This is a genomic window from Streptomyces sp. NPDC104371, from assembly GCF_055583785.1.
The window spans coordinates 129,175-141,823 of record NZ_JBVJNF010000012.1 but is presented as its reverse complement, the minus strand read 5'-3'; the positions used below and the strand labels follow the sequence as shown (position 1 = coordinate 141,823).

Annotated in this window: 9 protein-coding genes and 1 tRNA gene; 3 read left to right on the top strand and 7 right to left on the bottom strand. The window is 71.8% G+C overall.

The window, feature by feature from the left end; genetic code table 11:
- Positions 1–26: 26 nt before the first annotated feature.
- Complete coding sequence (locus ACZ60T_RS29925) at positions 27–518, bottom strand: hypothetical protein (protein WP_469668742.1); 492 nt, start codon at positions 516–518, stop codon at positions 27–29.
- Positions 519–651: 133 nt separating this feature from the next.
- On the opposite strand from ACZ60T_RS29925, the gene ACZ60T_RS29920 reads away from it, so the two are divergent.
- Together ACZ60T_RS29920 and ACZ60T_RS29915 are read left to right on the top strand one after the other, a co-directional pair.
- Entirely contained in the window at positions 652–1,839 is a 1,188-nt protein-coding gene (locus ACZ60T_RS29920; protein ID WP_469668741.1) for a lipase family protein, read from the top strand.
- Positions 1,836–6,317 (top strand): caspase family protein, encoded by a 4,482-nt coding sequence (locus ACZ60T_RS29915; RefSeq protein ID WP_469668740.1) that lies wholly within the window; start codon positions 1,836–1,838, stop codon positions 6,315–6,317. The genes ACZ60T_RS29920 and ACZ60T_RS29915 overlap by 4 nt, the downstream gene beginning before the upstream one ends.
- Before the next feature lie 21 nt (positions 6,318–6,338).
- On the opposite strand, the gene pth is transcribed toward ACZ60T_RS29915, so the two are convergent.
- The 5 genes from pth to ACZ60T_RS29890 form a co-directional block, all read right to left on the bottom strand.
- Positions 6,339–6,944 (bottom strand): aminoacyl-tRNA hydrolase, encoded by a 606-nt coding sequence (pth, locus tag ACZ60T_RS29910; RefSeq protein WP_365624226.1) that lies wholly within the window; start codon positions 6,942–6,944, stop codon positions 6,339–6,341.
- 69 nt (positions 6,945–7,013) lie between these two features.
- Positions 7,014–7,610: a 50S ribosomal protein L25/general stress protein Ctc gene (locus tag ACZ60T_RS29905; protein ID WP_365624224.1), complete on the bottom strand. Its 597-nt coding sequence runs from the start codon at positions 7,608–7,610 to the stop codon at positions 7,014–7,016.
- Positions 7,611–7,828: 218 nt separating this feature from the next.
- Positions 7,829–8,803 (bottom strand): ribose-phosphate diphosphokinase, encoded by a 975-nt coding sequence (locus tag ACZ60T_RS29900; RefSeq protein WP_252425223.1) that lies wholly within the window; start codon positions 8,801–8,803, stop codon positions 7,829–7,831.
- Positions 8,804–8,948: 145 nt separating this feature from the next.
- Positions 8,949–10,397, bottom strand: a complete 1,449-nt coding sequence (glmU, locus tag ACZ60T_RS29895) for a bifunctional UDP-N-acetylglucosamine diphosphorylase/glucosamine-1-phosphate N-acetyltransferase GlmU (protein ID WP_469668820.1) — start codon at positions 10,395–10,397, stop codon at positions 8,949–8,951.
- Between the two features lie 122 nt (positions 10,398–10,519).
- Positions 10,520–10,593: transfer RNA gene (locus ACZ60T_RS29890), tRNA-Gln, on the bottom strand.
- A 220-nt stretch (positions 10,594–10,813) separates the two neighbouring features.
- On the opposite strand from ACZ60T_RS29890, the gene ACZ60T_RS29885 reads away from it, so the two are divergent.
- Positions 10,814–12,130: a sensor histidine kinase gene (locus tag ACZ60T_RS29885; RefSeq protein ID WP_365624221.1), complete on the top strand. Its 1,317-nt coding sequence runs from the start codon at positions 10,814–10,816 to the stop codon at positions 12,128–12,130.
- Positions 12,131–12,145: 15 nt separating this feature from the next.
- On the opposite strand, the gene ACZ60T_RS29880 is transcribed toward ACZ60T_RS29885, so the two are convergent.
- The gene (locus tag ACZ60T_RS29880; protein ID WP_469668738.1) at positions 12,146–12,646 is read right to left on the bottom strand and encodes an SUKH-3 domain-containing protein; all 501 of its coding nucleotides are present in this window, start codon (positions 12,644–12,646) and stop codon (positions 12,146–12,148) included.
- Positions 12,647–12,649: the final 3 nt, after the last annotated feature.

Sequence of the window (12,649 nt, the reverse complement as noted above, 5' to 3'; positions counted from 1 at the left end):
TACGGGGGCACCGCTCGCTCACCCGGCTACCGCACCGCCAAGAACGTCACCGTCACCCACGCGAACCCCGCGGCTCCGATCGCCCAGCCCGCACGTGGTCTGCGCAGGCCGCCCGCCACCACGACCGAGGCCAGCAGGAGCGCGCCCGCGAGGGGAAGCCAGGCGTAGAGCACGCCTGACGGGCCGCTGCGGACCACCTCGTCGGAGCCCGGCTTGACGACCACGGTGAGGACCGCGCCCCGGCGTACGCCCACCGCGTCGTCGATCAGCACCCGGTCGCGGGCCGTCGAGCCCGCGGACACCGGGTGGTACGGGCCGCTGCAAGTGCCGTCCGAACACCGGGCGACCGTGATCGTGCCCTGCTCGCGGCCCTTCGTCAGCATCACATGGTGGGCGGTGCCCCAGGAGGCCCAGACACCGGCGATCAGGATCAGCGCGGCGACCGTACCCATCGCCGCACGCCGCCCGAACCGCACGACCGCGACCGTGCCCTGAGAGAAGGAGAGGGCAGAAGGCATGGCGGCGATCCTTCGCCATCCGGTCGCGCGAAGTCAATCCGAGGGCTCGGGGAACCTCTTGGGCGCACCGCCAAGTTCCTTAAGATGAACGCACGTTGACGCATGGGGCGCCTGCGGCCCCGGGGGAGTGGTGATGGCCGACCTTCTGTTCGTCCACGGAACCGGGGTGAGACAGCCCGCCTACGGGGACACCCTCGCGCTGCTGCGCGCCTCCCTGCCGGCCCAGGTCCACGACTGCTACTGGGGGGACGCGTGCGGAGTGCCGCAGGACGTCGGGCGGGCCGCGCTTCCCAGCACGGGAACGCCGACCGAGGAACCGGCGCCGCCCTCCTCCGAGGAGCCGTTCTCCGACGACGACCGTGACGTCGTCCTGTGGGGCACCCTCTACGAGGACCCCCTCGCCCTGCTCCGCGGCGGCCCCCGCAAGGGCACCCGGCTCGGCGACCGCTCCGGACCCCAGGTCGAGTCCCGGGCCCGCGCCCTGGCCGCCGACCCCCCGGAGGAACTCCGGCAGTTGCTCGGCCCCGCCGAGGAAGCGTTCCGTACCGCCATGACCGCCGTCCTCGACAGCGCCGCCGCCCAGGAGGCCCTGACCCGCGGGCTCGGCCCCGGCGAACTGCCCGGCGCGATCGCCACCGCCGCCGTCGCCCGGTTCCTCGGCGAAGCCCTGCGCCGCGGCGCACCCGTCCTGTGGACGACCGGGCAACGCGACCAGGCCGTCGCGATCGTCACCGGCCATCTCGGCGGCCAGCCGAGGGGCGTGGGCCGCACCGTACTGCGCGCCTCCTGGTGGGCCGCGCAGCGGTTCGGCGTGATGCGCGCCGCCGACAAGAACCGCGGCACCCTGATGGCGGACCACGTCCACCCCCTGCTCGGCGACGTCCTCAAGTACGTGGCCCGCGGCGACGAACTGCGCACGTTCATCAGGGACCGCGTCACCGAGGTCAGCCGCCGCCACGGCCCCGTCGTCCTGCTCGCCCACAGCCTCGGCGGCATCGCCGCCGTCGACCTCCTCGTCCATGAGCGACTCCCGGGCGTCCAGCGCCTGGTGACCGTCGGATCGCAGGCGGCCCACCTCTACGAGATCGGCGCCCTGCCCAGCCTCGCCCCCGGCAAGCCGCTGCCCGAGCACTTCCCCGCCTGGACCAACATCTACGACCGCCGCGACCTCCTCGGCTTCACCGCCGCACCCCTCTTCCCCGGGCGCGTCACCGATGTGGAACTGAACAGCGGCCAGCCCTTCCCCGCCGCGCACAGCGCCTACTTCCCCAACCCCGAGGTCCAGCGGACGCTCTCCGCCCTCCTCCAGGAGACTGTGTGAGCAGAGCACCCGGGCACGGGGACGTCGACCCGGCCCGTACGCACGCGCTGCTGGTCGGCGTGGAGACGTACGGCGACCTTCTCGACCCCCTGCACGGTCCCGCGGACGACGCCCTGCGCCACGCGGCCTGGCTGCGCGACGCGGGCGTCCCCGCGCGGAACATACGCCTGTGTGTCTCACCCGCGCCCCACCGCGCGCAGACCGTCGCGGAGCGCGCCCGCGCCCTCGGCCTCGACCCGCTCGACGCCACCCACGACGTCCTGCGGCAGCTCCTCGACGACGAACTGCCGGACACCGAAGCCGACTTGCTGTGGTTCGCCTGGAGCGGCCACGGCGTCCTCGCCCCCGGCGCCCAGCACCACCTCCTCTTCTACGCCGACGCCGCACCGGGCCGCGAACTGACCCTCGACGCCGACAACCTCCGGCGCGCCCTGCTGTGCAGCCCCCGCTACGAACACATCGCGGCCAAGATCCTCCTCGTGGACGCCTGCCGCGTCCCCCTCGCCGAGGTCGAGGGCATCGACGGCTACGCCGGCTACCGCCTCTCCGAAGGACAGTTCGAGCGGTCCTCCGTGATGAGCGTGTACGCCACCCAGGACGGCGATGTCGCCTCCAACGGCCTCAGCGGCGAAGGCGCCGCGTTCACCGGCGCGTTCATCGAGGAACTCCGCGCCGCCACCCCGCCCTGGCCACCCGACCCCGCAGGCCTGATCGACAAGGTCCGCAGCCGGATGACCGAGAACGGCGACCGGCAGGTCCCCTGGATCGACACCCGCACCTGGACCGGCGACCTGCACCGCTACGCCGCCGTCCCCGGCCGCAGACGGCCCGCCTGGCTCCTGGACCACGGCGACAAGCTCCGCCGGTTCGGCGCCCGCGGCACCTACCTCAAGGACGACGGCCTGCCCTATGTGCCGCCCGCGGACCCCGAGCACCCGGCCCGGCCCGAGAACGTCCTCGCCCTGCTGTCCGACCCCGACCGCGGCGCCCTCGGCAAGCCACCGCGCGGCGCCCTGCTGACCGGGGTCGCGGGCGCCGGGAAGACCCGTACCTGCCTGGAGATCGCCGCCCTCGCCCACCGCAGCGGATGGAAGGTCCTCCACCTCGACCCCGCCGACGAGGTCACCCACCAGACCCTCACCGACGAACTCCGCGAGGAGATCGCCCAGCAGCCGGACGTCCCCGTCCTCGTCGTCCTCGACTACCTCGACAAGTACCAGCGCGTCGACCTGCGCGAACTCGCCGACCTCCTGCACGGCGAACAGTACGAGGCCATCGACCGCTACGACAGCGCCGACGGCCGGGACCGCACCGAGGCGCACGCCCGGATCGCCTGCCTCGCCTCCGTACGCCCCGGCGCCCTGCACACCGTCCAGGACCGCGGCTCCCGCACCCTCTTCGAGGAGGTCGAACTCCCCCAGGACGAAGCCCACCAACGAGCCGTCGCCCAGCGGATCTTCGAGAAGGTCGCCCCCGCCTCCCTCGCCGCCCTCGGCCCCGCCCAGCTCGCCGACATCTGCGGCACCCGCCCCGCCGTCGCCCTGATGTACGGCCTCGCCCTCGAAGGCCGGGCGGACCGCGACCACCTCGACGGCCAGAGCCCCACCCTCCCCTCCCTGCCCGCCCTCGCCGACTGGCTCCGCCGCCGCACCCGCGCCGACCTCGCCGTCGTCGGCAACGGCGACGGCACGGAACCGCACCGCACCGTCCTGCTCGCCAGCACCGTCGCCGCCCTCGCCTGCGCCCAGCCCCGCCAGGCCGTCACCCACGCCGTCGACCGCTGCCTGACCGCAGGCGCTCACGGCACGCACGACAGCGCGGGCATCATCGGCGACCTCGAAACCCTCGGCTGGCTGCTGCCCGACGGCGCGGACGTCCTCGACACCTTCCACGACCTCGTCACCGACGACTTCCTCGCACAGAGCTGCCTCAGCCGCGTCGGCGGCCTCGACACCGCGTCCCTCGGCACCCTCCTCGACAGCTTCCTCGGCGACACCCCCTCCTTCCGCCGCGCCGTCGAACACCTCGGCCGCTGGAGCGCCGACCAGAACGACCGGCTGCGCACCGCCCTCGCCCAGGCCTGCGGCACCTGGCTCGCCGCCCACGCCGGCGATGTCCTCGCCATGCTGCTCAGCTCACCCGCCGAAGGCCGCCGCGCCCTCGTCACGATGGTCTCCGCCGAGCCCTGGCGCCGGGCCGTCATCGACACCTGGGACACCGTGGCCGCCCCCTGGACCGCGCGGGCCCCAGGCCCCGCCGACGTCCGCTTCTTCCTCACCGACGCCATCCGCAACAGCGCCCAGCCCGTCCCCGAGGTCCTGCTCGCGCACGCCCGCGCCTACCTCGACCAGCACACCGCCACGGACCCCGAGAGCCTCCTCCTCGTCAACACCCTCGCCCGCGTCCCCGGCCTGACCACCGAATACCGGGAGTACCTGGAGACCGCCACCCTCGCCTGGCTCGACGCCCACGGCACCGCCCGCACCTCCCGGCACAAGCTCCCGCACCTCTTCGGCCACGACACCCACGGCCCCGCCGTCGCCCGAGCCGCAAGCACCGCCGCCGTCGACCTCGCCGAGCGGCTCCGCGAAGACCTCGACACCGAACGCCTCCTGACCGCCCTGATGCGCACCGGCGACCTCGACTCGGCGGACGACTGGCTGCGCCTGTCGAGAGCCACCCGCGACTGGCTGCTCGTCCACGGCAGCCGGGACTGCGCCTCCTTCGTGCTCACCGCCGTCCTCAACCGCCCCGAAGTCGCGCCCCAACTGGCCGAGCACATCGGGAAGATCGCCCTGAAGTGGCTCGCCGACCGCCGCCGCGGGAAGTCCGCCTGCTTCGTCCTGACCGCCGTACTCGGCTCCTTCCGCTGGCACGACCACCACGACCGCATGATCCGCCAGGCCCTCTCGGACGCACGGGCCTGGCTCTCGCAGAACGGCACCACCCCCGAGGCGTCCTTCGTCATGGACCGGCTGTTCGCGCTCCTGCGGAAGAAGAACCTGCCCTTCCTCCAGGAGGACATCGACCACGCCCTGAACTGGCTCGAACGGCACGGCACCACCCTCACCGCCGACTACGTCCTGCGCCACCTGATCAAACGCCGTGACCTGCCCACCCCCGACGACGACACCACCACCGTCACCGAGCGGATCATCGACGCCTCACTGAACTGGCTGGACCGGCACGGCACCACCGCCGAGAAGACCTACGTCCACCAGTACCTGCTCGCCCCCGGCACCCGCCTGACCGACGAACAGGCCCACCGCGCCGCACAGGCCGTCGTCCAGCGCCTCGATGCCCACCCCCCGACCCGCGACCGCGACCGGGACCACCTCGCCGGGCTCCTCCACCTCAAGCACCTGCCCCCACCGCTGGCCCGGCGGACCCTGCACCACACCGGGACCTGGCTGCGCGAACACGGCTCCCTCCAGGAGGCCAACGTCGTCCTCGGCCTCTACCTCCACCGGGCCCGGGAGTCGGCGGACCACGACGCCGCCGCCCAGGGCATAGCCCAGGCCCTCCACTGGCTCGAACTCCACGGCAGCACCACCGACGCCGGAGCCGTCCTCGTCCCGCTGCTCCACTTCCCGGTCAACGCCAGCCTTCTGCACTATCTGACCACCGGCAGCCTCGCCGAAGCCGACCTCGACACCACCACCGCGATCGACCACGCCCTGGACCGGCTGGAGCACACCGCCCCCCACCAGGAGGACCCCGACGCCCCGGACGACCCCACCCGGCCCGGCACCACCGCCGCACTCGTCAACGTCCTGCTGGCCAGCCGCGACGACATGACCAGCGAGCAGCAGCGCCGCGCCGCCACCGCCGTCCTCGACCGGCTCGACCGCCACCCCGGCCTGCCGCTGACCGCCGACCACCCCGTCATCCACCTGCTCGGCTGGTCCCCCCAGCCCCCCGGCACCGAAGAACGCATCCAGCGACACGCACTCGCCCTGCTCGACCCGGACTTCACCGACTACCGGGAGTACCGGCTCCTCAACGCCGTCCTGCGCCGCTGCCGCACCACCCACGCCGCAGGCTCCGAGGCCGCCGCCGAGGCCACCCTGGCCTGGCTCGACCACCACCCCCGCCACCGCAAGGCCACCTGGGTCCTCTGCCACCTGCTGCAACTCGAGCGACTCCCCGTCCCCGTCCGGGAAGCGGCCCTCGTCCGCGCCACCGACTGGCTGGACGAACACGGCCGGGACAAGGACGCCGTCTACGTCATATCGCCCATGCTCAACGGCACGCGGATGGCCGGAACACCCTCCCCCGAAGCCGTCCGGCGCGCCCTCGACTGGCTCGCCCTGCACAGCCTCAGCCGACCGGCCTGGAAGGTGCTGTCCCGCCTGGCCGTCCATCCCGACGCGACACCCCACCACGACGCCGTACGGCGGTACGCCACCACCTGGATGCACACCCACCCGGACGCGGGCAAGGACGAGGCACTGGAACTCTGCTTCCAGCCCCAGTGACCCTCAACTGGGGTTCCTGCGCTACGAGTTGTACGTACTCTGCGCCCGCTCCAGCCCCTCGATGACCAGGCACTCCACCGCGTCCGCGGCCCGGTCCACGAAGTAGTCCAGCTCCTTGCGCTCCGTCGACGAGAAGTCCCGCAGCACGAAGTCGGCGACCGGCATACGACCCGGCGGACGTCCGATCCCGAACCGCACCCGGTGATAGTCCGAACTCATCGCCTTCGTCATCGACTTCAGCCCGTTGTGGCCGTTGTCGCCCCCGCCCAGCTTGAGCCGCAGCGTGCCGGGGTCGATGTCCAACTCGTCGTGCACGGCCACGATGTGCGCCACCGGCACCTTGTAGAAGTCACGCAACGCGTTCACCGGGCCGCCCGACAGGTTCATGTACGACATCGGCTTCGCCAGGATCACCCGGCGGTTCGCCGGACCGGGCGGACCGATCCTGCCCTCCACCACCTGGGCCTGCGCCTTGCTCGCGCGCTTGAACTTCCCCCCGATCCGCGCGGCCAGCAGATCGGCCACCATGAACCCCACGTTGTGCCGGTTCATGGCGTACTCGGGACCGGGATTGCCGAGGCCCACGATCAACCAGGGAGCGTCGTCTGCCGGCGTAGTCACGTTCATGTCTCCTTGATACGCGCCAGCCGCTGCCCCACCAGGGAACAGCGGCTGACGAAACGATGACGGCGAGGATCAGGCCTCGGCGGCCTCTTCACCCTCGGCCTCGGCACCCTCGGGGGCCTCCTCCGCCTGCGCGGCCAGCACCTGGAGGACCACCGCGTCCTCCTCGACCGCCAGGGAGACGCCCGACGGCAGCGTGATGTCCTTGGCGAGGACCGAGGCGCCGGCCTCGAGACCCTCGATGGAGACGGTCAGGGCCTGGGGGATGTGCGTGGCCTCGGCCTCGACCGGCAGCGCCACCAGCACGTGCTCCAGCAGGTTGCCACCCGCGGCCAGCTCGCCCTCGGTCTGGACCGGAACCTCGACGGTGACCTTCTCGCCGCGCTTGACCAGCAGCAGGTCGACGTGCTCCAGGAAGCCCTTCAGCGGGTCGCGCTGCACGGACTTCGGGATGGCCAGCTCGTTCGTCTTGCCGTCGATGTCCAGCGAGATCAGAACGTTCGGCGTACGCAGCGCCATCAGCAGCTCGTGGCCCGGAAGGGTCAGGTGCAGCGGGTCCGAACCGTGGCCGTACAGCACACCCGGAACCTTGTTGTCACGACGGATACGACGGGCGGCACCCTTACCGAACTCGGTGCGCGACGCGGCGGAGATCTTCACCTCGGACATGGTCACTCCTCGTAGAAACCAGAGAATTGGGGGTACCCCCTGCTCCTTGGAGCTTGGGGGAGGGTCACCCGGCCACGAACGGCCTGCTACGAAGAGCGCGTCGATAACGGACCGCCGTACCCAACAGGTACGGCCTCCCTCGCCGAGCAACTGCAGCAGTCTACTCGGAGGGGGAGGCCGTACCCAAAACGATCTCCGCCGGCGCTACCGGCGCGCGCTCACTGCTCGTCGAAGAGGCTCGTCACCGAGCCGTCCTCGAACACCTCTCGCACCGCACGCGCGATCGTCGGCGCGATCGACAGCACCGTGATCTTGTCCAGCTCCAGCTCACCCGGCGTCGGCAGCGTGTTCGTGAACACGAACTCGCTCACCTTCGAGTTCTTCAGACGGTCCGCCGCCGGACCCGACAGCACACCGTGCGTCGCCGTCACGATGACGTCCTCCGCACCGTGCGCGAACAGCGCGTCGGCCGCCGCGCAGATCGTGCCGCCCGTGTCCACCATGTCGTCGACCAGGACACACACCCGGCCCTTCACCTCACCGACGACCTCGTGCACGGTGACCTGGTTGGCGACGTCCTTGTCACGACGCTTGTGCACGATCGCCAGCGGCGCGCCCAGCCGGTCGCACCAGCGGTCCGCGACCCGCACCCGGCCCGCGTCCGGCGACACGATGGTCAGCTTCTGCCGGTCCACCTTCGCGCCCACGTAGTCCGCCAGCAGCGGCAGCGCGAACAGGTGGTCCACCGGGCCGTCGAAGAAGCCCTGGATCTGGTCCGTGTGCAGATCCACCGTGAGGATCCGGTCCGCACCGGCCGTCTTCATCAGGTCCGCGATCAGCCGCGCCGAGATCGGCTCACGCCCGCGGTGCTTCTTGTCCTGGCGCGCGTAACCGTAGAACGGCACGATCACCGTGATGGAGCGGGCCGACGCGCGCTTCAGCGCGTCGATCATGATGAGCTGCTCCATGACCCACTTGTTGATCGGAGCCGTGTGGCTCTGGATCAGGAAGCAGTCCGCACCGCGCGCCGACTCCTGGTAGCGGACGTAGATCTCACCGTTGGCGAAGTCGAAGGCCTTCGTCGGGACGACCCCGACACCTAGCTGGTGGGCGACCTCCTCGGCAAGCTCGGGGTGGGCGCGCCCGGAGAAGAACATCATCTTCTTCTCGCCGGTCGTCTTGATCCCGGTCACAGCACTGTCTCCTCAGAGGTGTTTCAGCCAGGTGTCCAGAAGCCGCAACAGCCGAACTCGGCTGGGTGTGAGCGGCCGTATGAGCTGATGGGGGTGCGGGTGTGCACTTATCACGGTACGCCGTGTCAGACGCACCTGTTTCCGGTCAGCCTTCGCCGTCCGGCTCCCGGGAAGCCGCCTCCGCCGCCTTGGCGGCGGCGCTCCCCGGACGCTTACGGGCCACCCAGCCCTCGATATTCCGCTGCTGACCACGGGCCACGGCCAGCGAACCGGGCGGCACATCCTTGGTGATCACGGAGCCGGCGGCGGTGTACACGCCGTCCCCGATCGTGACGGGAGCCACAAACATGTTGTCCGAACCGGTACGGCAGTGAGATCCCACCGTGGTGTGATGTTTGTCCTGTCCGTCATAGTTCACGAAGACGCTCGCGGCACCGATGTTCGTGTGCGAGCCGATCGTCGCGTCGCCCACGTACGACAGATGCGGCACCTTCGTGCCCTCACCGATCGACGCGTTCTTCGTCTCCACGTACGTCCCGATCTTCGACTTCACGCCGAGCCGGGTCCCCGGACGCAGATACGCGAACGGGCCGACCGTGGCCTGCGGACCCACCACGGCGCCGTCGGAGACGGTGTTGTCCACCCGCGCCCCTGCGCCGACCGTGGTGTCCGTCAGCCGGGTGTGCGGGCCGACCTCGGCGCCCTCCTCGAGGTGGGTCGCGCCCAGCAACTGCGTCCCCGGCTGCACGATCACGTCCCGCTCGAAGGTGACCGTCACATCGACCCACGTGGTGGCCGGATCGACGATGGTGACCCCGGCGAGCATGGCGTCCGTCAGGAGCCGGTCGTTGAGGATGCGGCGCGCCTCGGCGAGCTGCACGCGGTTGTTGATCCCGGCGATCTCCCGGTGGTCGCCGGCGACGGACGCGCCGACCCGGTGCCCGGCGCCGCGCAGGATGCCGAGGACGTCGGTGAGGTACTCCTCGCCCTGGCTGTTGTCCGTACGGACCTTCTTCAGCGCGTCGGCGAGCAGGGCCCCGTCGAAGGCGAACACCCCGGAGTTGATCTCCCGGATGGCCCGCTGGTCCTCGTCGGCGTCCTTGTGCTCGACGATCGCGGTCACGGCGCCGGTGGCCTCGTCGCGCACGATCCGGCCGTAGCCGGTGGCGTCGGGGACCTCGGCGGTGAGCACGGTGACGGCGTTGCCGTCCGCGGCGTGGGTGGCGGCGAGGCGCCGAAGCGTTTCGCCGGTGAGCAGCGGGGTGTCGCCGCACACGACGACGACGGTGCCCTCGACGGTCTCGCCCAGCTCCTGAAGGCCCATCCGGACGGCGTGCCCGGTCCCGCGCTGCTCGGCCTGGACGGCGGTGCGCACGCCGGGCTCGACGCGGGCGAGGTGTTCGGTGACCTTCTCCCGGGCGTGACCCACGACGACGACGAGGTTCTCGGGCGCCAACTCACCGGCGGCGGCGAGCACATGCCCGACGAGGGAACGACCGCAGATCTCGTGCAGGACCTTGGGTGTGGCCGACTTCATACGGGTGCCCTCACCCGCTGCGAGAACGACGACGGCTGCCGGGCGATTGGCGCTCACGGGGATGCCCTTCGGCTTCATGGGTGGGGTGGACATCCGCAGGATACCGGGGTGTTACCGAAGGGACATGAGAGCGGGCCCTGACCTGGGGGTCAGGGCCCGGACCTGGGACATGTGCACCGTGGCTCCCGGAGAAGGATTCGAACCCTCATTCAACGGACCAAAACCGTTTGTCCTGCCCTTAGACGATCCGGGATGGATGGTTCGCGCCGCCCGATCCCGTTGATCGGCTTCGCGTACGGACTCCACTATGCCGTACGGGGACCCTTCGATGCGACGGTACGAGTCAGCGCCTTTCGGGACGTCGATCACCGGCGGCCCCCGGCGGTCGTCTCCGGTTCGGTCACGGAGTGTGGTGTGACGTGGGCGTCGGAACTCGCCGGAATTCCCGCGGGGAGCGCCCGTAGGCTGGGGGCATGACCACGACGGGGGAAATCCGCAGGGAGGCCGGGGGCGGGCCCTGGTGGTGGGACCGTTGGCGCGGTGCCCTGCTCGATATCTCGCTCGCCGCGGTGTCCGGCCTGGAGTGCGCGGCCGAGGGGGTCCAGTTCTCGCGGGACGCCGGTCTGCCCGTGCCCGTCGGGACGGTGTTCGGCCTGTTCGCGGGGGCCACGCTGGTGCTGCGGCGGCGCTCGCCGATCGCGGTGGTGCTCGTCTCCATCGCCATCACCCCGGCCCAGATGGGCTTCCTGATGGGCATCGTCGGGCTGTACACGCTCGCCGCCTCGGAGTTGCCCCGGCGGATCATCAGCGCGCTCGCGGGCATGTCGATCGTGGGCATGTTCATCGTCACGTACGTGCGGGCCCAACAGGGCGTGGGCAGCGGGGATCTGTCGATCGCGGGCGGGTTCATTCCGTTCCTGTCCGTCACCACGGCGCTCGGGATGACCGCTCCTCCGGTGCTGCTCGGGCTGTACATCGGCGCCCGGCGGCGGCTGATGGAGAGCCTGCGGGAGCGGGCCGACTCGCTGGAGCGGGAGTTGATCCTGCTGGCCGAGCGGGCCGAGGAGCGCGCGGAGTGGGCGCGCAACGAGGAACGGACGCGCATCGCGCGGGAGATGCACGACGTCGTCGCCCACCGGGTGAGCCTGATGGTGGTGCACGCCGCCGCGTTGCAGGCCGTCGCCCGCAAGGATCCGGAGAAGGCCGTCAAGAACGCGGCGCTCGTCGGGGACATGGGGCGGCAGGCCCTGACCGAGCTGCGCGAGATGCTCGGGGTGCTGCGCAGCGGGGAGGGGCTCGCGGGCCGGGCGGACCGGTCGGTGCCGCTCGCCGCGGTGAAGGCGGCGGCTGCCGCGGCGGCGTCCCGGGCGGCCGGTGACCCCGCCGAGGGGCCGTCCATCGCCGAACTGGAGGAGCTGGTCGAGCAGTCGGCGGCGGCCGGGATGGTCGTACGGCTGTCGGTGGAGGGGCAGGCGCGCGGGTACGCGCGCGCGGTCGAGCAGACGGCGTACCGCGTGGTGCAGGAGGCGTTGACCAACGTGCACAAGCACGCGGCCGGCGCGAAGACGCATGTGCGGTTGGCCCACCGTTCCGCGGAGATCGCGATGCAGGTGGAGAACGAGCCGCCGCCGGAGCAGGGCGCGGCGCCGGCCGCCGGGCTGCCCAGCGGGGGCAACGGCCTGCTGGGGATGAAGGAGCGGGTCAGCGCGCTGGGCGGGGTCTTCGTGTCGGGCCCGACGGACGCGGGCGGCTTCCGGGTCTCGGCGGTGATCCCGGCCGAGGTCGGCTGACGGTCCCCTGGCCGCTCACCCCGCCGTGAGGCGTACGGGTTCCGTGCCCGTGAGCAGGGTGGTGAGGGCCTGGTCGAGGTCGGGGCCCAGGTACCAGTCGCCGGTGTGGTCGAGCGCGTAGACACGGCCCTCGGTGTCGATGGCGAGCAGCGCGTGGCTGTCGGATTCCGCACCGAGAGGGCAGACCTCGGTGCCGAGGGCGCGGCCGAGGTCGTTCAGGGTGCGGGCCATGTGGAGGCCGTGCAGCGGGTCGAGGCGTACGGCGGTGGGGGCGAGCCCGCGGCCGGGTCCCTTGGCGGTGATGTGCAGACCGCCGAACTCGGCCCAGGCCTCGACGGCCGCGGCGCACACGGTGTGCCGGTGTCCGGCGGGGGACGTGTGATCGCGCAGGGTGTCGGCCCAGCGTTCCGCCTGATGTATGTCGCGGCGGCCGGGCTGCCAGCCGGCGGCGCGCAGGGCGGTGTCCACGGGGGCGGCGAAGCGTGGGGTCGGGGCAGGGAAGCGGTCGGTGTGCATCGG

Excerpts from the sequence above, each read along its gene's own strand:
- ACZ60T_RS29925 (WP_469668742.1), bottom strand. The coding sequence starts at position 518 with ATGCCTTCTGCCCTCTCCTTCTCTCAGGGCACGGTCGCGGTCGTGCGG.
- ACZ60T_RS29880 (WP_469668738.1), bottom strand. The coding sequence starts at position 12,646 with ATGCACACCGACCGCTTCCCTGCCCCGACCCCACGCTTCGCCGCCCCC.
- ACZ60T_RS29920 (WP_469668741.1), top strand. The coding sequence starts at position 652 with ATGGCCGACCTTCTGTTCGTCCACGGAACCGGGGTGAGACAGCCCGCC.
- ACZ60T_RS29905 (WP_365624224.1), bottom strand. The coding sequence starts at position 7,610 with ATGTCCGAGGTGAAGATCTCCGCCGCGTCGCGCACCGAGTTCGGTAAG.
- ACZ60T_RS29885 (WP_365624221.1), top strand. The coding sequence starts at position 10,814 with ATGACCACGACGGGGGAAATCCGCAGGGAGGCCGGGGGCGGGCCCTGG.
- pth (WP_365624226.1), bottom strand. The coding sequence starts at position 6,944 with ATGAACGTGACTACGCCGGCAGACGACGCTCCCTGGTTGATCGTGGGC.